17 protein-coding genes and 1 pseudogene are annotated in these 24,445 nt (G+C 37.8%); 8 read left to right on the plus strand and 10 right to left on the minus strand.

Annotated features, from left to right (window positions below; genetic code table 11):
* The first annotated feature begins 256 nt into the window (after positions 1-256).
* Positions 257-3,328 (plus strand): PKD domain-containing protein, encoded by a 3,072-nt coding sequence (locus H5090_RS19770; RefSeq protein WP_182696546.1) that lies wholly within the window; start codon positions 257-259, stop codon positions 3,326-3,328.
* A 316-nt stretch (positions 3,329-3,644) separates the two neighbouring features.
* The gene (locus H5090_RS19775) at positions 3,645-4,322 is read left to right on the plus strand and encodes a glutathione S-transferase family protein (RefSeq protein WP_182696547.1); all 678 of its coding nucleotides are present in this window, start codon (positions 3,645-3,647) and stop codon (positions 4,320-4,322) included.
* Between the two features lie 53 nt (positions 4,323-4,375).
* Here H5090_RS19775 and H5090_RS20940 read toward each other — a convergent pair.
* Positions 4,376-4,612: pseudogene (locus tag H5090_RS20940) on the minus strand (sodium-independent anion transporter); the annotation flags it as partial.
* Between the two features lie 621 nt (positions 4,613-5,233).
* Here H5090_RS20940 and H5090_RS19780 point away from each other — a divergent pair.
* Positions 5,234-5,761, plus strand: coding sequence for a hypothetical protein (locus H5090_RS19780; protein ID WP_182693385.1), 528 nt, complete (start codon positions 5,234-5,236; stop codon positions 5,759-5,761).
* A gap of 268 nt (positions 5,762-6,029) precedes the next feature.
* Here H5090_RS19780 and H5090_RS19785 read toward each other — a convergent pair whose 3' ends face one another.
* From H5090_RS19785 to H5090_RS19810, 6 genes are all read right to left on the minus strand, one after another.
* Complete coding sequence (locus H5090_RS19785) at positions 6,030-7,748, minus strand: SulP family inorganic anion transporter (protein WP_182696553.1); 1,719 nt, start codon at positions 7,746-7,748, stop codon at positions 6,030-6,032.
* A 156-nt stretch (positions 7,749-7,904) separates the two neighbouring features.
* The gene (locus tag H5090_RS19790; protein WP_182696548.1) at positions 7,905-10,844 is read right to left on the minus strand and encodes a TonB-dependent receptor; all 2,940 of its coding nucleotides are present in this window, start codon (positions 10,842-10,844) and stop codon (positions 7,905-7,907) included.
* A 610-nt stretch (positions 10,845-11,454) separates the two neighbouring features.
* Positions 11,455-11,979, minus strand: coding sequence for a DNA starvation/stationary phase protection protein Dps (gene dps, locus H5090_RS19795; protein ID WP_024595435.1), 525 nt, complete (start codon positions 11,977-11,979; stop codon positions 11,455-11,457).
* A 236-nt stretch (positions 11,980-12,215) separates the two neighbouring features.
* A complete protein-coding gene (locus H5090_RS19800) occupies positions 12,216-12,584 on the minus strand; it encodes a DUF2237 family protein (RefSeq protein WP_024605487.1) in 369 nt (122 codons plus the stop codon).
* 135 nt (positions 12,585-12,719) lie between these two features.
* Complete coding sequence (gene gss, locus H5090_RS19805) at positions 12,720-14,582, minus strand: bifunctional glutathionylspermidine amidase/synthase (protein WP_182696549.1); 1,863 nt, start codon at positions 14,580-14,582, stop codon at positions 12,720-12,722.
* 329 nt (positions 14,583-14,911) lie between these two features.
* Positions 14,912-15,325: a hypothetical protein gene (locus H5090_RS19810; RefSeq protein WP_259395146.1), complete on the minus strand. Its 414-nt coding sequence runs from the start codon at positions 15,323-15,325 to the stop codon at positions 14,912-14,914.
* A gap of 340 nt (positions 15,326-15,665) precedes the next feature.
* On the opposite strand from H5090_RS19810, the gene H5090_RS19815 reads away from it, so the two are divergent.
* From H5090_RS19815 to H5090_RS19830, 4 genes are all read left to right on the plus strand, one after another.
* Positions 15,666-16,499 carry a mechanosensitive ion channel family protein gene (locus tag H5090_RS19815; protein ID WP_002958062.1) on the plus strand — a complete coding sequence of 278 codons (834 nt, stop codon included), beginning with the start codon at positions 15,666-15,668 and terminating at the stop codon, positions 16,497-16,499.
* Between the two features lie 241 nt (positions 16,500-16,740).
* Positions 16,741-18,813 carry a catalase gene (locus H5090_RS19820; RefSeq protein ID WP_182696550.1) on the plus strand — a complete coding sequence of 691 codons (2,073 nt, stop codon included), beginning with the start codon at positions 16,741-16,743 and terminating at the stop codon, positions 18,811-18,813.
* A 102-nt stretch (positions 18,814-18,915) separates the two neighbouring features.
* Positions 18,916-19,386, plus strand: a complete 471-nt coding sequence (locus tag H5090_RS19825) for a GFA family protein (RefSeq protein ID WP_058154198.1) — start codon at positions 18,916-18,918, stop codon at positions 19,384-19,386.
* A gap of 100 nt (positions 19,387-19,486) precedes the next feature.
* Positions 19,487-19,960 (plus strand): VOC family protein, encoded by a 474-nt coding sequence (locus H5090_RS19830; protein ID WP_182673298.1) that lies wholly within the window; start codon positions 19,487-19,489, stop codon positions 19,958-19,960.
* 336 nt (positions 19,961-20,296) lie between these two features.
* On the opposite strand, the gene H5090_RS19835 is transcribed toward H5090_RS19830, so the two are convergent.
* Together H5090_RS19835 and prs are read right to left on the minus strand one after the other, a co-directional pair.
* Complete coding sequence (locus H5090_RS19835) at positions 20,297-21,892, minus strand: nicotinate phosphoribosyltransferase (RefSeq protein WP_182693193.1); 1,596 nt, start codon at positions 21,890-21,892, stop codon at positions 20,297-20,299.
* A gap of 10 nt (positions 21,893-21,902) precedes the next feature.
* The gene (gene prs, locus H5090_RS19840) at positions 21,903-22,757 is read right to left on the minus strand and encodes a ribose-phosphate diphosphokinase (protein ID WP_182696551.1); all 855 of its coding nucleotides are present in this window, start codon (positions 22,755-22,757) and stop codon (positions 21,903-21,905) included.
* Between the two features lie 186 nt (positions 22,758-22,943).
* Here prs and H5090_RS19845 point away from each other — a divergent pair, with 186 nt between their 5' ends.
* Positions 22,944-23,642, plus strand: coding sequence for an NUDIX domain-containing protein (locus H5090_RS19845; protein ID WP_182693191.1), 699 nt, complete (start codon positions 22,944-22,946; stop codon positions 23,640-23,642).
* 103 nt (positions 23,643-23,745) lie between these two features.
* Here the strand turns inward: H5090_RS19845 and H5090_RS19850 are convergent.
* Positions 23,746-24,445: SMI1/KNR4 family protein (locus H5090_RS19850; protein WP_182696552.1), on the minus strand; the 700-nt coding region annotated here is incomplete at its 5' end.

The raw sequence follows: 24,445 nt of genomic DNA on the forward strand, positions 1-24,445 counted from the left end.
TATCGCTTCGTTTTATTATTTTAATTAAGTTAATTATTTGTGTTTTATTTTTTTATTGTTCTGATAAGTGGTACGGTATTGTGTTGCTTAAGTTGCTATCCTGTTGTTTTATTTGGTTTTTAATTGTTGCCTTTAAGTGTCATTTAGTTAAAATATGGTTTCAGTATAACTTTTTATTGGGTCAAAACACCCGATTTTAGTTTTAAACGGATGTTTGATTTACTAAAAATCAGTAAATTTCAAAAGGATTTATTAAATGAAAAAGACAAAGTGCTTTGCATTGTGTTTAATCGCAACCTCTATTTTAACTGCGTGTGGCAGTGATAAAGACCCATCTAGTACTAGTGAAACACCTAAAGTAGTAGCCAATACAGCACCTTCAGTAAATGCAGGAGCTGACCTTATCGTAGATGAAAATCAATCTATTTCATTTACAGGAACAGCTGAAGACTCAACCGGTACAATAGCAAGCTATGCATGGCAGCAAACCTCTGGGATTGATTTAGAGCTTAGCGGCTTAGATACAAGCACCCTTTCTTTTACAGCGCCAGAAGTAGATGAAGAGCAAGTTGTTGTATTTGAATTAGTTGCTACTGATGATGGTGGTTTGACTGCATCTGACTCTATTTCAATTACTATTAAAAATGTACTAGTAGAACCAACATTGAGCTTAAACGAAAGAGTCACTGTTGAAGAAAATACAGAAGTAGAAATTACAAGCATAGCAGAAGATTCTAATGGCTCAATAGTGTCGTATGCTTGGCAACAAACTGACGGCATTATCATTGAAATTGATAACTTAACCAATGATTCTTTAAAATTTATTGCTCCAGAAGTTGATTTTGATACAACGTTAACTTTTGGCTTAACAGTGACAGATAATGATGGTCAAACAGCTACAAGTAGTGTTTTTGTTGATGTGACTAATGTTGCCGCAAGTGTTATGTCTATACCTGGTGGTAGTGAAAATATTGTTATAGATGGGCAAACCGTTGAGGCAGCGCTGAATGAAGTATTAGTACATTTAAACGATGATGTTACAGAAGCTGAATTAGAAGCTGTTTTTGATGAGATTAGTAATAATGATGCTGGAATCGCAAGTTTTGATGATGCATTAAAAGTATTACAGATAAGAGTTAGAGAAGGCGCTTCTGAAAATAGCTTGATAACAAAAATTGGGGAAATGGGCGGCGTTAGGCATGCAGGTTTAAATACTGTTATAGAGTCAAAAAACTTAAGTCTGATTAGTAATTATAATCATGTAATCAAAAATAAAAACACTGTAATACAATATATTGCAGAGGAAAGCACTGATGAGCCTCTTTTTTCTGGAGATTATTGGGTTAAAGCTGTAGCCGCAGATAAAGCATGGGATGCATTACAAGAACGTACTTTAGCGCCAGTGGCATTAGGTGTTGTTGATACCGGTATAGGTGCAGGACAAATTAGCATTGAAAGCTCTCGCTTAACTCGTCTACGCGCACAAGAGAATGGCCAATTTGGTGTTGTTGAAGGTGATGATACAGAAACTGATAGTTCTCATGGGTTGTGGGTATCTAGCTTTATTGCTGGACATAACACGAGTGAAGGCAGTGCAGTGTATGGTGTTGATCACAGTGCCAACTTAATACATACCGATATTTATGTTAAGCGTTGTAAGGATGGATCAACTACTGAAGAGTGTTCATCTGAATCTCCTATTAAAACTTATATAACAGATTTAATAGCAGGAACTAAGGCGACTATAGATAACGGTGCGAGCATTGTAAATATATCTTGGGGTGATACAAGCACTTGTGCTGACGACTCACAAGTTAGATTAAAAAGTAATAGAATTTGGCGTCTACAACAAACTAACTTAGTGGAATACGCAAAAGAAAAAGATGTATTACTAGTTTATTCGGCTGGTAATAACTGTGAAAAAAATGATGATCAACTTTTAGTTGATATCAATGATATCGCCCAAGATGCTTGGCAAACAAATACATTGATTGTAGCGGCAACAGATGCAGATGATAAAGAAACTGATTTTACACGTATGGGTAACGTCGTAAATATTGCGGCTCCTGGTGATCAAATGGGGTGGGGGAATACTGATGGTAGCTTAGGCGTAGGTACATCATTTTCAGCTGCTTTAGTAACAGGCTCTGCAGGGATTGTGAAAGGAATTAATAGTTCATTAAAAGCAGCAGAGATTAAAGATATTTTAGTTGCTACATCTTCTAATTTAACGCTTTCTGAAGAGTCAAAAGCTCTAGGCACAACCGGTCCTACGCAGTTACTAAATATTCACTCTGCAATACAAACAGCCGATTTAACTGTTGATTCTGTTTTAGATGTTAAGGCACCAATTGCTTTATCTAAAGGGGATAAAACTACTTCGCAGTTAAGCTTTACCTTACCTGAAACTACTGTGACAGCAATTGATGTCATGTTTTTAATTGATGTTAGCGGTAGTTATACTGATGATATAGTCAGCTTAAAAGAGCAAGCTGACAATATATTAGAAAACTTATCTGGTCGTGGAATTAATGTTGCTTTTGGGGTTTCTGCTTTTTCAGACTTTCCTATTGATGGTTACGGCCATGAATACGATGGTGATGAAGCGTTCTATTTATTACAGTCGGTGACTACAGATATAGATGCCGCAAAAACAGGAATCAATAATTTAACCATTTATTCAGGTAATGATTATCAAGAATCACAGTTAGAAGGTTTGTACCAAGCTGTAACTGGAGCTGGTAGAGATATAGACAACGATGGAAATTATACTAGTTTAGGTGATATTGAACCTATGAATATTGGTTGGCGTGAAGGTGCTTTAAAAGTTATTTTATTAGCGACAGACGCGCCATTTCATGATTCAGATATAGATGAGAATTACCCGGGTGCGGGCAAAACTGAGGTCATCAATGTATTACAAGAAAAAGGTGTGACGGTATTTGGATTGCAAAGCGGCTCAATTGGCTTAGCTACAGATGATTTAGATTCAATTGTGTTAGCTACCAAAGGACAAACATTTTTATTGTCGTATGATAGTAACGAAATTGCAGCGGCTATTTCTTCAGCTCTTGATGAGGCTTTAAAAGAAATCGATCTCTCAATTGAAGTGATTTCAGGAGAGCAGTGGGTTGAAACTATTACCCCTGTATTAATTGAGAACGTTAAACCAAATGAAGAAGTGACCTTTGAAATTAATTTGAAAGGGATTAAAAATGCCTCTCTTGAGGAATTAAATTACGAAGTGATACTTTGGATAAGAGGTGATGGTAGCGCAGTTGTAAGAAGGGTTGTAATTCCTATTACAGTTCCAACTTTAGCCGACTAATTTAGACAAAATTAAATGATTAATAAAGCCGATATTGAGCGTTGCTCAATATCGGCTTTTTATTTAATGGGCCAAATATGAGTAGTGCTAATACTTGCCATACTTTTAGTTTGTTGCTTCTGCAATTGATTTTTAAGCATATTACTTCATACAAAAGTTTATTTTTCTTTAGCATAAGTAATTTTTAAGATTGAAGTATCACGAAATACTCACAATTAAATCACGTTTTAACTGTGTATTTTACTTAGTTAAAACTTAATTTGAACACCCGCTCAAGTTGTGCTTTAATCGTTGCTCAATTATTGAGGAACTTTACATGATTAAATTTTATTTTCACCATACTCCTAACCCAATGAAGGTTGCACTCTTTTTAGAAGAAACAGGCTTACCGTTTGAACTTGTTCCTCTTGATACTTTAAAAGGTGAGCAACATACACCTGAATTTAAAGCAATTAATCCAAACGCTAAAGCGCCAGCAATTGTTGATGGTGAAACACGTGTGTTCGATTCGAATGCTATTTTAATGTACCTTTCTGAAAAGTATGGGAAGCTTGAAGGCAAGGGCGAGGACCGCGCTGAAATGCTGTCGTGGTTAATGTTTATCGCATCTGGTTTAGGTCCGTATTCAGGGCAAAGTGTACACTTTAGACACATGGCGCCAGAAGGGCTTGATTACGCGGTTAATCGTTATTTACGTGAAGCGCAGCGCCATTACGAAGTACTTGATACTCACCTTGAAGGTCGTGACTTTATTGTGGGTGATACGTACACCATTGCTGATGTATCTGCATGGGGCTGGATTGATAAAGCACCGGTTGTATTGGGTGAAGAGGGTTTAGCACCGTATCCAAATCTTAAGCGTTGGTTTGAAAGCATTGATAGTCGCCCAGCAGTTGCACGTGCACGCGTGATTGGTACTGATATAGCCTTTAAAAAAGAGTTTGATGAAGATGCTAAAAAAGCGTTTTTTCCTTCAAACTATCCAAAAGTATAAAAAAGTACTCAATACAATAAGCAGATCAGCTAGCTGATCTGCTGTTTAGTATTTTATGGATGTGTGAGCGCCTCTTTATTTTCATCTGCCACGAATAAATTAACTTCCTCTGTATGCTGGCTTACGCTATTTCTTTTTAGGGCGATGTATAGGTCTGAGTGAATGTATATGCCCTCTGTTCCTGACTTCATACCGGCAATTTCAAACCATGAAAGTAACTGGCGTTTTCTGCCTGCAAGTTCAAGCCTTATATCGCGCTTTTTAAATATAACGTCGAGGTCGGCAATGATTGGTATTTTCTTTTATGTGATTAAAGTGATTGCTAAATTAACTGGCATGAGGTTGAACACATGGTTCATCCACAGTAATTTAAGCATAGATCCAAAGAAATAAAAAACGGGCCTTCATGAAGTTATAAGTATTCAAATACAAATTATTTAGGCTAACTTAAAGCCATATATCCTCAAACTTGACTCCGAGGGTATGCTATTAATTTAACACCTTGTTGATAGCTAGGCTTATCAACAAGGCGATACTGAATTATTACTTTTTAGTTGCTTCGAGGTTTGAAATATTTTTTGTATATTCTACACGGTGATTTATATGGACATTAATTATTGTAGTGCAGAGTTCGCAACAAAAATAATAAGGTTAGAATAATCGATGAATTTAAATAGGTACTAAAAGTATTAAAAAACAAAGGATAACCCCTCCACCTCTAATTTACACGTAAGCTTATTTACTTTGGGAGTTGAGTTATTACTCGTCAATCAAGTTGGTGTTAGTCTTGCAACTGCTTTTATGATGATAAAGTGAATTTATTAGTCGTATTTTCAATTATCAATAATTTTTATTAATTAGTGTTAGTAGTTTTACTAAACCACTATTTATTTAATGCGGAGATAATAGCCATGAAAGCGAATATAAGCAGTGGAGATAAAGCCACTAAAGTGGGTGGTATTTTTGACAGCGAACATAAAGCTAAAGCAACCTTTGATATTTTAAATAATGACGAGAATTTTGTAAAACAAAGCATAAGGCTAATTCCACCTCACGATCAACATTACGATGAAAAGGTTGAGCCTGAAGATAAAAAAATTGCTAAAACTATGTTGAAATCACACTTAGTATTTGCCGTAGTTGGTCTTGTTGTTGGTGTGATTATTGCCAGTATACTCTTTTTATTAGAGTTTGAATTTTTACAACAACACATCCTAGAAACATATGTTTCGATAGGTATTCTTTGTACTTTTGTTGGTTTACTAATTGCTGGAGCTTTTTCGTTAAGGCCAGATCACGATGATTTGATCAATAATATAAGAGAAGCAACTCGCTCGGGTCTGTGGGCGATTGTTGTACATACCGATTCCCACGAGAAAATGGAAAAAGCAAAAGATCTTATGCAGCCACACGCTGTATCAATATCGACGACTTTATAATGCTAATTGACATAATAATTTAACCAACAAGGTTGTATAGTAGTGTTGTTGGTTAAACCGTATTATAACTTAGCTGCTCTATTGATGTGACTTCAATATCAGAAGCCTGTTAAGAATTTAGTTATTTTAGCCCATTAAATAGCTTATGTAGTGAATTGAAAATAACTTACAGGGCAATCAGGGGGCTTAGCTGTTTAACTAATCATAAAATACAGTTACTCTTTTTTATTTTATTGCCGTTTATAATTTACAACACGGCTAATTCTTCCTAATTGGTATGAGCTTCAAATAAGGCAACTTCGTCGGTAGGCTGGCTTACACTATTTTTTTGTAGCGCAACATATAGATCGGAGTGAATATATATACCTTCTTTTCCTGACTTCATTCCTGCAATATCAAACCACGAAAGTAGTTGGCGTTTTCTACCTGCAAGTTCAAGCCTTATATCGCGCTTTTTAAATATAACGTCGAGATCGGCAAGCATGGCCATTACACTTAAATCTAAGTGAGTAAAGCAAGGTACTGCATCAATTATTACGCATTGTGTATCGTCTTTTTGTCTTGCGTATTGCTCAAGTAATCTGCGTTTAAAGTAGCTGGCATTAAAATAAGTTAAAGGTGAATTAAAGCGATAGATAAACACGCCTTGCACTGCTTTTGCTTTATCTGTGGCGTCTAAACTTCTTACTACACCGTTAACATCTACGCCTAATATGTTGTCTGTTGGACGCATAACAGTGCGAATAAATTGAAATAACCCTAGTAATACAGCAAGTGTGATCCCTGGTATAACGCCAATAAATAACACCGCAAGTAAGGTGGCTGAGGCGAGATAAAATGCCTGTTTGTCTTTTCGTTTTAATTGCCAAACAGCTTTTAAATCGAGTAAGTGTACAGAGGCAATAATAAGTACAATACCTAGCGCTGCGCTTGGAATAAATTCAAGTGGGGCTGTTAAAAATACAGCTATGAGCGCAATAATAGCTGCTGCAATTATTGATACTAACTGTGTTTTACCACCTGTTGCATCGTTAACCGCGGTGCGTGAGTCGGCGCCACTGACGGCAAAACCTTGCGAAAGAGCTGACGCTATATTGGCAATACCCAACGCTCTAAATTCTTTATCGGCGTCTATGTCGTAGCCATTTTTAGCAGCAAAGCTGCGGGCAGTTAGCATCATACTAACAAAGCTCACGATGGCTAAGTTAAGTGCGGGTACCACCAGCTCACGAATAATCCCTAAATCAAAAACAGGGGTATTAAAAACGGGAAGCCCGCCAGTTACGGTACCAATAGTTTTTATATCAAGCTGTTTTAAATCAAAAATCCATACTAAAAGCGCACCAAAAGCAATGGCAAACATAGATGCAGGCCACGTGGGTTTTATGCGTTTCATGGCAAAGTAAACCGCCAATGTGAACAAGGCCATTAACAAGGTGGGAACATGTGTTTGCGCTAGGTACGTGGGTACACCACCTAGGCGTTCAAGTAGGTAGCGCTCGTCAAAGGTAAAACCGAATACTTTAGAAAATTGACCAACAATAATAGTGATGGCTACGCCGTTTAATAAGCCCATTAAAATAGGTTTAGATAAAAAGTCGGCTAATACGCCTAACTTAAATTTACTAGCTATAAAACACCAAAAGCCGGTCATAGCGGTCATGGTGACAACAAGTTGCCAATGTTTAAAGCTGTCACCTGCAGCAAGAGGGGTTACTACGGCTGCAATAACGGCGCAGGTGGCGGCATCAGGGCCAACTATTAGTTGTTTGGAAGAGCCAAAAAGAGCATATAGCATCATTGGCAGTATGCAAGAATATAACCCTACGGCGGCGTTAACACCGGTTAGTTGTGCGTAAGCAATGGCAACAGGTAAAGCTACGGCAGCTACCGATAGCGCCGCTCTTACATCATCAGCAAACCATTGTCGCTCGTAGTGCAGCAATGTATCTAAACCCGGCATAAAATTATATAAACGCGACAGCACTTCAACCTTTCCTGTTAATAGTAGTAACGCTTTGATAGTAAATTTAATATTCAAATAAGTATAGCTAGGTGGGAGTGTTTTTTACGTAATATAAAGCCACTTTTTTATAGGCGTAAAAAAGCCTGCATAAAAGCAGGCTTTAGTTTCTAGGGAAAATTAAAATTTAGCGCGAATACCAAAGCTGTAACGGCGATCCGCTTCAGTGTACTTCCAAGCACCACCTAGTTCAGATAGGTAAATAGAAGGCTCACCCGTTAAGTTGGTCGCATTACCTACTAAGGTCACGTTTTCGTTAATATCCCAGCTTGCAGAGAAGTCTAACTGGCCTCTGTCGTCACGGTAGTTATTACCGTAAACAGTACCTTCTGCTGAAATACTGCCGTCTGAGTTAATATTTTCTACACGTTTCTCGTTTTCAGTATCTAAGAAACTGTCACGGTAGTTATAAGCTAGACGAGTAGAGAAACCTTCGTATTCCCAAAATACTTGTAAGTTATACGTATTTTTAGAAATATCTAATAACGGGTTACCGTTTGGTTGCTCGCTGTCTGCGTATGTGTAGTTTGCGTTAATGCCTAAGCCAGAAAATGCACCAGGTAGGTCTGTAAAGAACTGTTGATAACCAACTTCAAAGCCTTGTACTGAGCCGTTTTCACCGTTTACATTTTTAACAGTATCGATACCCGTTAGTCCTGCGTCACGTAAGCCTGCTACATGGTTAAAGCCATCAGCATCTACTGGGAAGTCAGTTGCATCCGAGTAAACTAGGTTATCTTGTGAAACACCTGCAACGTCAAGCTGACATACTTGGTTCCATTGAGTTACGTTTTGACCTGTTGAAGTGCTTGATGCAGCTACACAGCTACTTTCGTTACTTAAGAAAGATTCAACATCTTTATAAAATACTGCGAAAGAAATTACGTTACCTTGGTCAAAGTAATGCTCTACAGATAAGTCGTATTGCGTTGCACGATATGGTTCTAAATCAATAGAGCCTTGCGTTGCACCTGTAATGTCGTTATTAACGTCAAATGCAGGGCTTAGTTCGCTAAAGTCAGCGCGGCGCATAACTTTTGCAGCAGCAAAGCGGAATAATGTTTCGTCTGAGTAGTTATACGTTACGTTTAAGCTTGGTAAAAAGTCGCTGTAGTCATTGTCGCCAGTTACTTTTTCGCCATTAAGAAATACGCTTGATTCTAAATCTGTAGTTACATAACGACCACCCACAATTGCAGTGATGTTATCAAAGTCTAAGTAGGCTGATATATACACGGCAGCAGTATCTTCAACTACGTTGCGGTATGCGCTTTCTTGGAACTCTTGGTTATCTGAAAGACTACCTGTTGACGCTAGGTTAGTACCTGCAAGTAACTGCTGAAGCTGAGCGTAAGTATTGGCCGGGTTAGATAAACCGTTGTAGCTTAAAAAGGTTAGTAGGTCGTTTTGTCCCGAATGACCTAATTGGTCAAATGAGTTGTCGTGGCTAACTGTTGTAAAGCTATTTGAAAAAGCAGCGTTGTAGTCATCAACCCATAAAGTGGCTAACGAACCGTCTGAGTCGTTAAATGCATTTTTATAAATGTCTTTAATTTCTACTTTGTATTGCTCATATTCGTAATCGCGGTTAGTAACACGTACACCCGCTTTTACTTTAGATACCCAGCTTAAGCTGCTGAGTGGCTCAAACATTTCAACATCAAAACGAATAGCTGTTTCGTCATTGTCTGTTCTTCTATCTTCACTTTTAAACGTACGAAGTGCTAAGTTTTGTGGGTTAGTAAATGCATTAGGATCTGAATGAATGATGCTTGGTAATTTATTACCGTCTTGAGAAAATGCACCATCATATAAATGATTTGTTAGCTGAGTTCCACCACTTGCTTCAAATGTTGATTTTTCGATTGGGCGAAGTGTAAATTCAGAATCAGGTCTTACGCTTTCTGATGATGCTACCGCAATTTCACCTGAGATTTTGATACTGTCAGTAAGGTTCCACTCTGCACCAAGTGCATTTGAAAACGAGTCAGTTTCACGAAAGTCACTGTATGTTTTAGGAATACCAAACTCGTTTGTTAACGTGTAATTATTTACGCCGTTAGCATCTTGAGTTGTATTTGCATCTGTTGATAGTGAACCTGCGACACCTAAAATAGAGTTACCAGCTTGTTCACCTGAGCGCTTTGTGCCGCTTAAATCAAGATACACCATGCCATTACCAGATTGTGGTGCCCATTGAAGAGATAAATTTACAGCAGTTCGTTTACGCTGCTCTACGTATTGTTCAACACTGTGCTCGTCTCTTACGATAGCGTTGCCACTAGGTGTATTACCTTCTTGGCCATTAATTTCGATATCTTGAGGTTTAACACGGCTAGATGTTTCATCTTGGCGAATTTCGCGATCTTGGAATGAAAACATAGCAATGGCACCAAAGGTACCCATTTCATCAAAGTCCCAGTTGTTACCAATTGAACCACTAAAAATAGGAGCTACATTTTCTGTTTTATCAGCGTATTCGCCATCTAATGAAACTGCGCCAGTTAGTTTATCTAACTCTAATGGGCGAACTGTCTTTAAACTAACTGTTCCGCCTAATGCACCCTCAATCATATCGGCAGTAGGAGACTTAACTACTTCTACTGTTTTTAAGAAGCTTGATGGGTAATCTTGCAAGCTAATGCCGTCACGAGAGTCACCAATAGTAGAGCGACCATTTAATTCAACACGGTTTTGAGGTAAGCCACGAATCGAAACACTGTCACCCACACCAAAATCGGTATTAATAGATACGCCAGTAATACGTTGCAACGCTTCTGCAATATTATTATCTGGTAACTTACCAATGTCTTCAGCAACAATCGCATCTACAATACGTCCGTCAGTACGCTTAAGCATAGCGGCGGCTTTCATACTGCCTAGCATGCCTTTTACTTCAATAACTTCAATGTCTGCAGCTGCCGTTTCTGAAGCTGCGGGAGCCTCTTGCGCTGCAATATTTGAAGAAGCCATTAATAAAAGGGCTGCGGCACTGATTGTTGTAGAGCTACTTCTTTTATGCTTATTAATTAATGTTGAAGTAATTTGATTGAGTTTCATGTATCTCTCCCGTTTGGGTACGACTTGCGTCATTGTGTGTGTGTGTTGTTACTTGGCTTGGTTAACCAATTTAACTGTTTCTTTCCTGTAGTGTGTCATACAGGTGGTATGGTTGAAATTAATCCAATTCAACTTTATTTACAACCTTTGTTTACCAAAATTTCACAATGTGTATTACAAAAACCTCTTTTATTTTTCTTATATTTAATAAATTTAATGGCTTATAGGGTGTTTTTATTTTTTGTATTTTGAATGAATTTTATTGAAGTATCTTTACCAAAGGCATTTTTATATATTATTTGTACTATTTAATACATTTGTTAGTACTATTTTGAAATTTTATGTCGTACTTTTATACGTGTTTAGTTTGCTTTTTAAGTGATATTGAATTGGAAGAGCGACCATTAAAAGTTCTAAATGATTTATAAATTTGCGAAATAGTGGAGAGGTTAAAATAATTAAAAATCATTTTGGTAATACCAATTTTCTATTGTTTTTATATTGATTTTGTACTAGCTGGGGTGGGGCGGTAAGCTAGGTAGCGATAAATAGATTTTTACGCAAAAAAAAGCCCAGCATAACAATGCTGGGCTTTCTTACTTTAGATGTATTAGCTTTGTAATTCGCCTGTAGATGATTCTAAATGTGCTCGTATGAACCACTGAAATTGCTCTAAATCGGCTAGTTGGCTGGTGATCATATCTTCAGAGACCGGATCTAGCTCAGAAAGAGTCTCAATCGCTTTGCGGTGATCGGCATTAACGCCATTATATACTTTATCAAGCGCAGCCAAATGTTCGGTTACTAGGCCTTTGCCTACTGAGTATTCGTCCCAAGTACGGCGATCTACAATTGATTTTGGTGTGCCAACAGGTACTGCACCAAGAGTCGCAATTCGCTCTGCAATTGTATCTGTCATTTCGCGTACAATGTCTACTTGCGGGTCTATCATTTCATGTACGCCAATAAAATTAGGTCCCACTACGTTCCAGTGAATATGCTTTAAAGTTAGTTGTAAGTCTATCAATGCAACCATGCGGTTATCGAGGGTAGCTATTGTTTTTTGGGCTGATTCGTCACTCATACCTGGCGCGGTAAATTTAGTTGTTTTGTTTGATTCGTTATTGTTACTCATAATTTCTCCTACATTAAGTAATGTGTTGCTCATATAATATGTTGCGTTATGAGCATGACTTAAACTTAATGAAGCAACTGTTATGCCGTAAGTTGCTTTATTTGAAAAGTGATTCAAAAACAATTGGTTATATTTTAAATTAAGGTTTCTAAGGCTGCAGAGGAGATTGGGTTTTTGAAAAGCCTGCATATATTTGTAAAATATGCAGACTTCGATTTAGTTACTCTTAGGTGTATTTAAACGTTGGCTATGTATTCGTGCGCTTTTAAAACATCGAGCGGCACTATTTCTAATGATTTTTTATTTGTAGCCTCAAGCACCACTGGTGGCGCAACGTTTGCTGAAATAGCATGAAGCCATCTTACTGCACACAAGCACCATTTATCACCGGCTTTTAAACCTTCGAAATCGTAAAGAGGGTTCGGGCTTATTAAATCGTTACCTTGTGATTTTGAAAATTGTAAAAATTCATCAGTCATAATTGCACACACACTGTGATTGCCAAGATCTGATTCTGGTACATAACAAAACCCTTCACGTGTGTAGCCACCATTACCGCAACATAGTTTTAAGCGTGTGCCGAGTACATTAAATTGATTCGCCATGAAATACCTTAATTTGTGGTGTTTAATAAATTTACTCTAACAGGAGTAACTTGCTTGAGATAGCTATAAAACTTAAAAGAGGGAAGGGCTACACAAACTTAAGCCCGCAGCAAATTGCGGGCTTAGTATTGTTTATTATTTAATACGCAGCGCCATACAATCGCTATGACCGTTTATGATCATGCTTTTATCAACACGCACGCCACCACCAGAGTATTTACCGGCGGCTGTAAAACTACATATTTGTACAAAGTAGTCGTCTACTTTAGGCAGTGCAAATAGTTGTTGGTATATTTGGTCTTGCTCTGCAAAGTGCCCCATTGTTTTTTCTATAACTTGCTGCTGCTCATCAATAAGTTGAATATTAGCGCCACAGCGTCCTACTATTGGTTTAACTACATAACCGGATTGTAATAACTCGTCGTTAAGCTCAAACGCGGTATTAAGTAAATATTTATGATTAGGGAATAAGCTCCACAGTATTGGCAAAATAGCCTTGTTACTTGGAATTAATGTCCACAGCGGTTCAAACACCATGACATTTTTACGCAGTAATACATCGACTAAGCGTGGCGTTTCACCAGCTTTGAATTGTGGTTCAAAGTTATCACCTAATGATTGGTCGGCTTCGCATTCTTCACGAATTTGATCAAGTGCGGTTTCCCACGACCAGGTTTTCCATACGTAACTCAGTTGTGCGCCATCAGTATCTACTATGTTGCCTGACTCATTCCAGCGAAGTGTGCTTAAGCCAATTACTAGCTTACATTCAAAGCCTGCGGCTTCAATAGCTTCTTTCATAAATAATGCGTGGTAATGTTCTTCTGGTTCATCATCTTGCAGAATATGAACAAGACCTTTTACCTCACTTTTTCGCCATGCTTTTACGAGATCTTTAAATAAATTTTGGCCTGCATCTACACCTGTTTTAACACTAAAGTGTTTTGCCCACTTTCCCTGAACTTTGCCGCTTTCCATGTAACACGATGCCGAATCGCAATTGTATTCGTAAACTTTTAAACCTGCTGCTGTTAAGGCAAAGTCAAACCGGCTGGTAATTAATTGGTTTAAGCGGTTATCCCACGATTGGCGAATTTTATTAAGCACAACATCGGGTAAATTAAACTTTTCTAATAACTCAGGGTGCTGCAATACATAGTCGGTTGCATGCATAAATAAGCCATGCAGCTCATTTGTTGCATGCTCAATGCTTTGCTGCGCCGTTTGAGATATTGCAAAGTAATTATGCTGATCCTCATCTACGGATGTAAGTTTATGGCCTTGCATCATTTCTACGTAGGCAGCTTCATCGTCATTCGCAATATTTAACCATGACTTGTTTGCTTGGCCTGTATCTGCTGCTTTATGGGCTTCTATAGTAAATAAGTCAGTGTTTAGCTCAAACGTTGGCTCAGCATATTCTGTTTCATCAGTTTGTGTCATCCAACCTAAAATAGTGGCGTCGCTGTAAGAGCACTCAATCCAATAGTCGCCATCTTTAGTTACTTTTGCTTTTAGTTCACGGCACCAGTTTTGATTTGTTGGCCATATTTGATGCCTTACATTTTGCTCAGCAAGACGTATTTTATCTTCATGCACTTCAACAATGACAGCAACATGACCTGTTTCTTCAAACTCGCCGCCTTCTTCCCATATAAGTAAACTACCTACTTGAGGGTGATGTTTAGCACCATTTTTAAACGCGTTTAGTGGCAATCTGTTTTGGCTATTTACATCGCGCACTGAACGCAGCTCAAAAATATCGTAAGCCATGGCTATGTCATCAAAAATATAACCATGATTGAGGTACATCCATCTACGGGAAAATTCAACGCATTGCCATTTATAGCCCATGTAAATACCGTCTAGGTAACTACGATAGGCGCTACGATTAGGATAAATGCTTTCATCAGCCGTATCATAATCAGATGAGTAAACAGCAACATTACCAGGTGCATAACCTAATAAAGTACCAAAATCACTAGCAGAAGATTTCATAAACAAAGATGTTCAAAATAAGGTGTGATAATTTGCTGACTATATGAGCCAAACTGCGTTATAGCAAGATATAAAATATGCTTTTACGAAGGGGGATAAGTAAAAAATTACTCATTCATTAAAGAGTGGAAAGATGGGAGAGTACTCTTACTAATAGTATAAGGTTTGGTACCTTTTGACTTTTAGCTGGTTGAAAGTTAGCAATATTTTTGACGTAATTATTACTGTTTAAATCTCAACTAAAAAATGGAGAAGCTATAGGTAACTTCTCCACTTTTATTATTCATATTTAGTGTTTTTTATAATATGTAAAGCAGGTTAACGCGCTGCTAAATCATTTCAGCATCTATATGGCGTATTAGGTTTGATACCCAATTAACATATTGGCGGTGAATTTTTTTGCCGTTGTAGTTTAAGTTAATAGAGTCTTTATAGTTGATTGAGTATGCCGTTTTGTCATACGCAATATCGACAGTTAATTGATGTGTGCGAATATCCAGTACACCTTTTATTTTACCTTCACTCAAAGGCGTACACTTCCAACCAAGCTGAATACATGCCTTTAGAATACTTTTTTCTACGTCAGCTTCACTGTTGGTAATTGTTGATGTTTGCGGAATAGGGTTTTGTTCAAAGTCTCTTACTGAACAGATGTTGAACAACCAGCAAGTACAGTAAGTGCTACCGCTGTAAATAAAATTGAGTAATTTTTCATAATAATCCTTTGTTTTAATTTCATCCAATTGTGATGTCTCGCCAATATATGCGCGCTTAGGTGAGATTATCGGTAAATTTATAGATGAGTGCCAGCAATAATTAGAAAATTAAGAGAGTTAACCGAGGGTTATCTCGGGTATTAGCTTTATTTATGAACTAGTTAAAGTTTAATTATTTAAGCTATAAACCAAGGGGTAAAGCAAAATTATGTGTTGAAAGATTTACATGAGCGATGACATGTTTTGAGGGGAACGCTCTTTCGTTATGTTTTAAAATACTCCTATATTCGTACTTTAGTTAATTTTTTGTTAAACTATTGCGCTTGGCATAGCAAAACTAGCTAAAAGTTTTAAAACAGGAAAAACAATGGAAGACATAATAAACAACATTGATATTAATCAATATTTACCCGCTGCAATTACGTGGGCAACCAACATATTACTAGCAATTGCAATTTTACTTGCGGGCTTATGGTTAGCGGGCAAAGTACGCAATTTAATTATTGGCTTGTGTCATAAATACACTCATCTTGACGATACGCTTTTTCGCTTTTTAGGCAGCATGGCTCGCTACATCATATTAGCGTTCGTTATTATTGCTGTGTTAAATCGCTTTGGTGTACAAACAGCCTCTATTATTGCTTTACTCGGTGCTGCGGGACTTGCTATAGGCTTGGCGTTACAAGGTGCAATGTCGAACCTTGCCGCAGGCGTTATGTTGCTAATATTTAGACCTTATAAAGTGAATGACTTTATTGAGGCTGCAGGGCGTTTTGGTAAAGTAACAGAAGTAGATATGTTTACTACTATTTTACAAACGTTCGATAATCAACAGGTTATTATACCAAATAGTCAAATTTGGGGCGCGCAAATTATAAACCATTCACATCATCCAATTCGTGGTGTAGATATGCATTTTGGTGTTGCTTACGGTGAAGATACAACGGCTGTACGTAAAGTTATAGATGGGGTACTTGCAGCGCACCCACACATACTAAAAGATCCAGCTCCTTTTGTTGAAGTAGAAACACTTAACAACAGCTCAGTAGACTTTTTAGTAAGGCCATTTTGTAAGGGCGAGCATTACTTCGATATTCTTTACACTGTGCCAGAGTTAATTAAAAAAGCACTTGATGAAAACAACATTGAAATACCTTTCCCACATCGTAAAGTTATTTTAGTTAACGAGAGTAAAGATTAACTAAATTTAAAAATGCATAAACCTAAGAGCACTTTTAAGTGCTCTTTTTTGTGTGAAAAAGTTACATACCTGTGTAACTTTTTCTTTTATAAATCATCTCAAATACTACATTGTTATCTGTACAGCCCTTTTTTACTAGGTTGGATGGCTGGTCTTTATTTTGCATTTGCATAGTCGCTTTTAGCTTTAAAGCTCATAAAAACTATTGACCCATTAAATCAAACTGTATGAAGGACTAAACATGGCTGAATCATTTAAATACTCAGGTAATAAAGGGCATGGCGGCGAATTGCATCAAAAAGCGTCGGATGAACACCCTACCATGACCACCGCGCAGGGCTGCCCTGTAAGTGACGATCAAAACTCATTACGTGCGGGCAAACGTGGCCCCGGATTATTAGAAGATCACATAATGCGCGAGAAGATCTTTCACTTTGATCATGAACGCATTCCTGAGCGTGTAGTGCACGCTAGAGGCTATGGTGCACACGGATATTTTGAAACTTACGACACGCTTGAAGATTTAACCTGTGCAGATATTTTTCAGCGAAAAGGTGAAAAAACGCCTGTGTTTACTCGCTTCTCTACGGTTGCAGGTAATAAAGGATCACCAGATTTAGCACGTGATGTACGCGGTTTTGCGGTAAAATTTTATACCCAAGAAGGAAACTGGGATTTAGTGGGTAACAATATACCGGTATTCTTTATTCAGGATGCAATGAAGTTTCCTGATTTAATTCATAGCGCTAAAGCCGAGCCTGATCGTGGTTTTCCGCAGGCGCAAACAGCACATGATAACTTTTGGGACTTTGTGAGTTTGTCACCTGAGTCAATGCACATGGTTATGTGGGCAATGTCTGATAGAGCTATTCCACGCTCTTTACGCTTTATGGAAGGTTTTGGTGTTCATACCTTTAAATTTATTAATGCCAAAGGTGATGAGAAATTTGTTAAATTTCATTGGAAACCAAAAGGCGGAATGCAATCTGTAGTATGGAACGAAGCACTTAAGCTAAACGGCGCGGACCCTGATTTTCATCGCAGAGACATGTGGGAATCTATTGGCAACGGCGACTTCCCTGAGTGGGAACTAGGTGTACAGGTGTTTGATCAGCAATTTGCTGATGAATTTGAATTTGATGTTTTTGATGCCACCAAGCTTATACCTGAAGAGCAAGTACCAGTGCAAATTGTTGGTCGTATGGTGCTTGACCGTGTTGTAGACAACTTTTTTGCAGAAACAGAGCAAGTAGCATTTTGTACTCAAAACATTGTACCGGGGCTCGACTTTACACCTGACCCGCTACTGCAAGGTCGTAACTTTTCATACTTAGATACTCAAACCAAGCGTTTAGGTGGTCCTAACTTTACGCATATTCCGGTCAATGCGCCTAAATGTCCAATGCGTCATTTTCAGCAAGATGGCCACATGGCAATGCACAATCCAAAAGGGCGTGTTAATTATGAGCCAAACTCATGGAGCGGCGACGAAAACAACCCGCGCGAATGCCCAGTACATGGCTTTAAAAGCTCAAAGGAACCTGAAGTAAGTGGCGGTGATAAACTGCGTTATCGCTCAGAAACATTCAGCGATCATTACAGTCAAGCTCGTCAATTTTATTTAAGTCAAACAGAGGTAGAGCAGGCGCATATTCAATCTGCGTACGTGTTTGAGCTGTCTAAAGTTGAGCATTTGCCAATACGAGAACGTTTGGTATCGCACTTGTTAAATATTGACGAAACCCTCGCAAATAAAGTTGCCGAAGGACTTGGCTTGCAAGAAATGCCAGATCCGGCAGAAGCTGCTATGCCGACACGTAAAGACTTACCTGTATCTGATGCGTTAAGTATTTTGAAAAATGCGCCCAACACCTTCAAAGGCCGTAAATTAGGTATTTTAGTAAGTGATGGCTTTAATGCAGAAATTTTCAATTCGGTTACCAATGCACTTAAAAGTGAAGGTGCAAACTTTGAAATTATTGCCCCGCAAGTTGGCGGTGCTAAATGCAGTAAAGGTAAGCACTTTAAAGCTGATCAGGTTATTAATGGTGGTCCATCGGTTTTATACGATGCGGTACTTGTACTCACCACCGAAGATGGAGCTAAAAAACTAGCTGCCATAGCAGAAGCTAAAGACTTTGTAAGTGATGCGTATGCACATATGAAATTTATAGGCTTTACAAATGAGGCTAAGCCTTTATTTAAAGCGGCAGGCCTTGATGGAAAAGCAGATGATGGTTGGATAGATTTAGAGGCACATTCAGCCGATAAATTTATAAATACATTGCGTAATTTAAGATATTGGGCGCGTTAGTAAGCTCAATAATTAAAAAACCACAGCATGTAATTGTTGTGGTTTTTTTAGCTCACCTAGTTAAGGTATTAGTTCAAGCCAACAATAAATATTGGATATATTATGAAGCTTAATGGCGCTTGTCACTGTGGCAAAGTGGTATTTACGGTCAACTCAAAACACCCTTATCCTTACAATTTATGTTACTGCTCTATATGCCGTAAAACCGCAGGGAGCGGCGGGTTTGTTATTAATTTAAACGCGCAATACAGCACGCTTGAGGTTACAGGGCGTGAACACATAACTATTTATCATGCAAAAATAGGCGATAAAATCAGCCCTGCAGAGCGTCATTTTTGTAAGCATTGTAGTGCTAACTTGTGGTTATACGATGCACGTTGGCCTGAGCAAGTTCACCCCTTTGCTGGTGCAATAGATAGTGAGTTACCCATACCGCCAGAGCGCACTCATTTAATGCTTGGTAGTAAAGCAAATTGGGTAAATGCGCCCATTAATGAAGGTGACAAGCAGTTTGAAGAATACCCTGATGAAAGTATTGCTGCTTGGCATAAGCGTTTAAACCTCGAAAAGTAACGCAATTTTTTGTATGAGCTAAGCTTAAATTTAGGGGCAATTAAACGCATATTTAGTTAATTAAATATTAAAAATCACAGCGTAAGTAAAGGAGAATATTATGGCAGTCTCAGCAATACCAAAAGGGTTTCATTCCGTTACACCTTATTTAATTATGAATGACGCACAAAAAGCGATAGATTTTTATTGTGATGCATTTAGTGCTGAACATGTAATGCAGATGCCTTTACCTGATGGTGGAATAGCCCATGCAGAAATAATAATTGGTGATTCGCATATTATGCTTTCAGATAATGGTTCTGAAGAGCATTTAAAAAACCCAAAAGAACTCGGTGGTACAGCGCTAAGCCTTATGCTTTATGTTGAAGATGTTGATACCGTGTTTAAAAAAGCAATTGAGCTTGGTGCAACAGAAATAAGACCCGTACATGATCAGTTTTATGGTGATAGGACCGGCACACTACAAGACCCATTTGGTCATATATGGATCATTGGTACACATAAAGAAGATGTTAGTGACGAAGAGTTAAATAATCGAATTGGGAATATAACAAATCAAGAGCAAGACGCATAACTAGCGAGTGTTAACCTTTCGAGGTTAAATTTACGGCAGCGTGTTGGTGTTAACAAAGGTAAATAGTACTAGGTCATACTGGACTTGTGTTGTTTAGTTACTTTTTACAAACTTGCGATAGCAACTTATAAATTTCAAACGTGCAGTGCCCGAAAGACTCTGCTAAAGGGCAATTAAATTATCGTTAGATTGAATGATTTTCAATCTTCAAAGGCCAGCACGGTCTGATGATCTTGTATCTATTACAAATTAAAAAGCCGTAGTATTACTACAGCGGCTTTTAAATTAGTGGGTCCGTAATAAATTTTTAAGGCATCAACTTAATACAGATAAGCCCTAAATTTGTTTATCTATTAAGTTTCTTATTTCACTAAGGGTGGTTTCTTTAACTATTTTACCGTCTTCAAATACGACTTCCAATAACCCTTTTGCCTCTTCTTGTTCAGTTACATCATCAAATAAGGTGAGCTCGTTATTTACTCTGTCTATTTTTAAGAGTCCTTTTGCCGACTTTTTCTTTGAGTCAGTTTTTGGATCTTTAAAAATAGCCAAACGTTCACCAGCTTTAACTACGCTAGTTGCTTTTACAGCAGAACCATGCGTATCACGTGTTACGTATTGGTAGCTGTAAGAGCCAATACCAAGCACTACTTTTGATGCAAACCCTTTATCCATGAGGCGTTGTAAAATTTGGCGCTGACGGATTAGTGTTATTGCGTCGCCGTAAATAGCGCCAATATGATCATCAAGCAGTTTATAACCTTTTGATGTTGTTGTACCGCCAAATATATCCCATAGGCATTCTATAAGTCCTTTAACTTCACATTCCATCAGTTCAATGGTGTTGTTATCTTCAAGTCCATAATATTGACCGTTAAAGCGATATGCCTCAAAGCCATTTAGAATAGCCTCTTTTTCAGCCTCTTTTTGTGTTTCAAATAACTCTTTGTAATCAGATACCGGTGAAACTTTGTAGCCCGTTAATACTTTAACAGGGTCGCCTGAGTCAGGGCGTATAACTAGGGTGCCATCGCGCGCCATTATTTCGCTTTTTAACTGAGGCAAGTAGTCAGTAACAAGTGTCCAAAAATCCCATGTGTCAGATACAACACTTAAAATCCCTTTTGGTGATTGCTCTTTCATTAAGTACTTAAAAAACTCTATTTCACCTTCCATAATCCATGAGCAGGTAACCGAGTGTTCAGTTGCATCAACAGAGCTGCCAACTAGCTCTTTATCTACATTTGCTCCGTAATATTTTTCTGCAAATAAAACAGCGGGAATGGTATCTGTGCCTACCAGCCCTGATGCTAGATGGCCAAAGCCACTCATTGCCGCAGCGTGTTTGCCAAACATACCTCTAAAGCTAAAGTCATGCCCTTGAAACGGCACAAATTCCATAGGCATTCCTGTTTTTTGTGCAAATTCTTTGAATACTTTTAAATATGCAACAGAAGTTGTAGTACTGGTTTGTATTGGCCAGTTTTCACAGCTCAATACTGTTTCAATCATATTTGTTAACCATTGAAAGCCAGCTTTAGTATTTACTATCGTCATAGGAGGTACTAAATAAGGGACTAGCGTTCCTTCCGGTAATGCTTTAATTTTTAATGGCAAGTAACCTAAATCGTGTAAGTCTTCTAAATACTTTACATCAACTGTATAGCCAAGCATTGAGCTCATAATACGTTTGTGATTAGCAACTGCGGTTTCTTTATCAGCTTTAAAAAACTCACTCCATTCTTCTAAAAGATAACTTTTAATAAAGTATTGAAGGCCAACAAACGCAACTTTATCGTTATTTTCTATATTGCTAAGTTTTCCGCTTCTTGATGTGAAGTTTGCATAAACCTCACTTACGTCAGGATGATAAGCGCGGCTATGGAATTCTTTATAAACATCTTTTTGCATACTTGCAGCTGTAATAGTCATGGTGTTTTCCTTACATCTCAATTATTTGTAAACTAATAGTGTTACTATTTTTAAACTCATTAGCCGGTTTAAACGAATCTGTTGTATAAATACGGTCTATCAGGCCCTCAAAAACATCAAGCCCCTTTGAAAAAATACCGTGAGTAATAAAAAGAGAAATTTCAACCGCGCCATTACTTTTTAGTACCTTGGCAAGTTCGATAAAGGTTCTTCCGCCGTCACAAATATCATCGGCAATAAGCACGCTTTTACCTTTAACATCGCCAATAATTTCGGTTTTAATTATTTCGCCTGTTTTTAAGTTCCTCACTTTTTGAGCTTGTATAACCTCAGGTACGCCATTGAACTTTTCTGAAATTTTAATGGTTTTTTTACTTGCTCCCGCATCTGGAGAGATGAGTGTTAATTCGCCTTGCAAGAGTCTTTGGCTTAGTTCTTCAGAGCGCTCAAGTAACGAAATTTGTTCAACATTGGTTACCTTATTAATTAAAGCTGGGGATACATCGCTATGGGCATCCCAAATAGTAACCTTTGAAAAATTTAAGCTATTAATAAAGTTAGCCATAACAGCAGCGCCTAAAGCTTCTCCTTCAACGCAAACACGGTCTTGGCGTGCATAAGGAAAGTAGGGAATAACAAGTTCGATAGGCGTGCTGTCATTTGTTAATCTTTTTAACGCATCTACAGCAATCATTAATCTAACCATTTTTGAAGAGGTGGTTAGTCGTTCAAAAATCTCTATTTTTATAGAGCCTGAAAAATTAGCGGCGTTAAATCTGATATGCTCTTCACCACCAGAAAAAGTGAAATTTTCATAATCAACTAACGATTTACTTCCTGTTGAGTCATAGCTAAATACTTTCATTTTTTGTCCTTTTAATGTTTGTGTCCTAGCGACACAATTAAATTATCAAATGTTCCTATAGTAATCAAGTTATTTTTTAAACTAACTAGCTGAACTTGTGTATTGTCTGTAATTTTACTGTAGGTTGAAATTGAGATGTGTTTAATCTATTGTGTCACTAAGACATTAACCTTGCATGGGTATGCAATGACTAATCATTACGATATTACCGAATACAAAAACCCATTATTTACAGTCGACAGTGTGTTATTTACTGTTAAGAATGACGCTCTAAAAGTACTGATGGTTAAGCGAGCGAACGAACCTTTTTCTGGTCGATGGGGACTACCAGGTGGGTTTGTCGACGTAGATATTGACGATAGCGTGAGTATGACTGCGCTTAGAAAACTTAAAGAAAAAACCAGTGTAGCGCCTCAATATTTAGAGCAGTTACAAACATATTCTGGCATTAATCGAGATCCGAGAGGGTTTAGTGTCACTTTGGTGTACTTTGCATTAATTGCAGAGGCGCAAGTATCAACCCACATAGAAACAGTTGATGATGCGAAGTGGATTGATGTTGAACAAGTTAATGATTTACCAGTGGCTTTTGATCACAAGTATATTATTGAACAAGCTAAAGCGCGTTTAAAACAAAAAGCGTTGTACTCAATGGCGCCGGTTTATTGTTTGCCAGAGCATTTTACCGTAGGGCAATTTAAGTCAGTCATTGAAACCATTATAGGTAAACCTGTTCAGCGTAAAAGTATAATTAGACGTATTGAAGCTGCTGACATGTTTGAAACACTGGGTGAAAAAGTTAAATCTGGCGGGCGCTTAGCGCAGTTATATAAAGTAAAAGCCGGTGTTGATATTGTAAACTTTGAACGTAATTTAAGTGTCTAGTAAATTAAATAAACGCTCTTAAAGTAATCATAAGAGCGCTTTTTTACTTCAGGTAAGTGCTATTAAAGTAAGTTCTTAAGCTATTGAAGTTATTCAGATGAAGTTATTCAGAGCTATCTGCAGTAATAAAGCCTTTTAGAAACTCACTTAACGTTTCAGCCTCGTAAATGGCACTTTGTTCATCTGCGCCAAATGATATTACTTGACCTGATGTGCCTTTGGTATTTGGTGCAAAATCCAATGCTATAAAATTCCCTCCTCCCAGATTAAAAAATGGCACCCAATAAGGGGTAAAATACATAGGTAAGGTTTTTACATTGTTTTCACTATCGGTGTCGCATAACTCTTCTTGAGTCCATTCATTATAAATAGACTGCCAGTCGCGCCACTCTTTTAAAATGCGTTGAGCATCCATAAATGCTGTATTTTCGACACCATCATGGAGTGTCAAAAACGATTTTAGTATAGCTGGGAATGCAAAGCCGGCTTCGTTTTCAAATTCAGCATAAATAGCATCGTTGTTTTTGGGCTCAATAACATTGAGGTTATTTTGTTTTACCAACGCTTTAAAATATTGTTCAATTAGTTCAAAGTTATCAGATGCATTAAGCTCAATAAATGGCGTTAAAAAGTCCGCTTTTTCTTTGGTTAACTTTTCAGCAATAAAGCTGTTTGGAACTTGGCTACAAATAAACTCTCCCATACCTTTATGAGTGAGTTCTTTTTCGTTGTTAAAAAGGGAGCGACTTGAGCTGCTATTACTTGTAAACGTATATACTTTAGGTGTTGAGGCATCGTCATTA

It is taken from the genome of Pseudoalteromonas sp. SR43-5 (assembly GCF_014163835.1).
In the GTDB taxonomy this organism is placed as follows: Bacteria; Pseudomonadota; Gammaproteobacteria; order Enterobacterales; family Alteromonadaceae; genus Pseudoalteromonas; species Pseudoalteromonas distincta.

Excerpts from the sequence above, each read along its gene's own strand:
- gss (WP_182696549.1), bottom strand. The coding sequence starts at position 14,582 with ATGAAATCTTCTGCTAGTGATTTTGGTACTTTATTAGGTTATGCACCT.
- H5090_RS19835 (WP_182693193.1), bottom strand. The coding sequence starts at position 21,892 with ATGACTATTACAGCTGCAAGTATGCAAAAAGATGTTTATAAAGAATTC.
- dps (WP_024595435.1), bottom strand. The coding sequence starts at position 11,979 with ATGAGTAACAATAACGAATCAAACAAAACAACTAAATTTACCGCGCCA.
- H5090_RS19770 (WP_182696546.1), top strand. The coding sequence starts at position 257 with ATGAAAAAGACAAAGTGCTTTGCATTGTGTTTAATCGCAACCTCTATT.
- H5090_RS19845 (WP_182693191.1), top strand. The coding sequence starts at position 22,944 with ATGACTAATCATTACGATATTACCGAATACAAAAACCCATTATTTACA.
- H5090_RS19815 (WP_002958062.1), top strand. The coding sequence starts at position 15,666 with ATGGAAGACATAATAAACAACATTGATATTAATCAATATTTACCCGCT.
- H5090_RS19800 (WP_024605487.1), bottom strand. The coding sequence starts at position 12,584 with ATGGCGAATCAATTTAATGTACTCGGCACACGCTTAAAACTATGTTGC.
- prs (WP_182696551.1), bottom strand. The coding sequence starts at position 22,757 with ATGAAAGTATTTAGCTATGACTCAACAGGAAGTAAATCGTTAGTTGAT.
- H5090_RS19790 (WP_182696548.1), bottom strand. The coding sequence starts at position 10,844 with ATGAAACTCAATCAAATTACTTCAACATTAATTAATAAGCATAAAAGA.
- H5090_RS19775 (WP_182696547.1), top strand. The coding sequence starts at position 3,645 with ATGATTAAATTTTATTTTCACCATACTCCTAACCCAATGAAGGTTGCA.
- H5090_RS19780 (WP_182693385.1), top strand. The coding sequence starts at position 5,234 with ATGAAAGCGAATATAAGCAGTGGAGATAAAGCCACTAAAGTGGGTGGT.
- H5090_RS19825 (WP_058154198.1), top strand. The coding sequence starts at position 18,916 with ATGAAGCTTAATGGCGCTTGTCACTGTGGCAAAGTGGTATTTACGGTC.
- H5090_RS19820 (WP_182696550.1), top strand. The coding sequence starts at position 16,741 with ATGGCTGAATCATTTAAATACTCAGGTAATAAAGGGCATGGCGGCGAA.
- H5090_RS19830 (WP_182673298.1), top strand. The coding sequence starts at position 19,487 with ATGGCAGTCTCAGCAATACCAAAAGGGTTTCATTCCGTTACACCTTAT.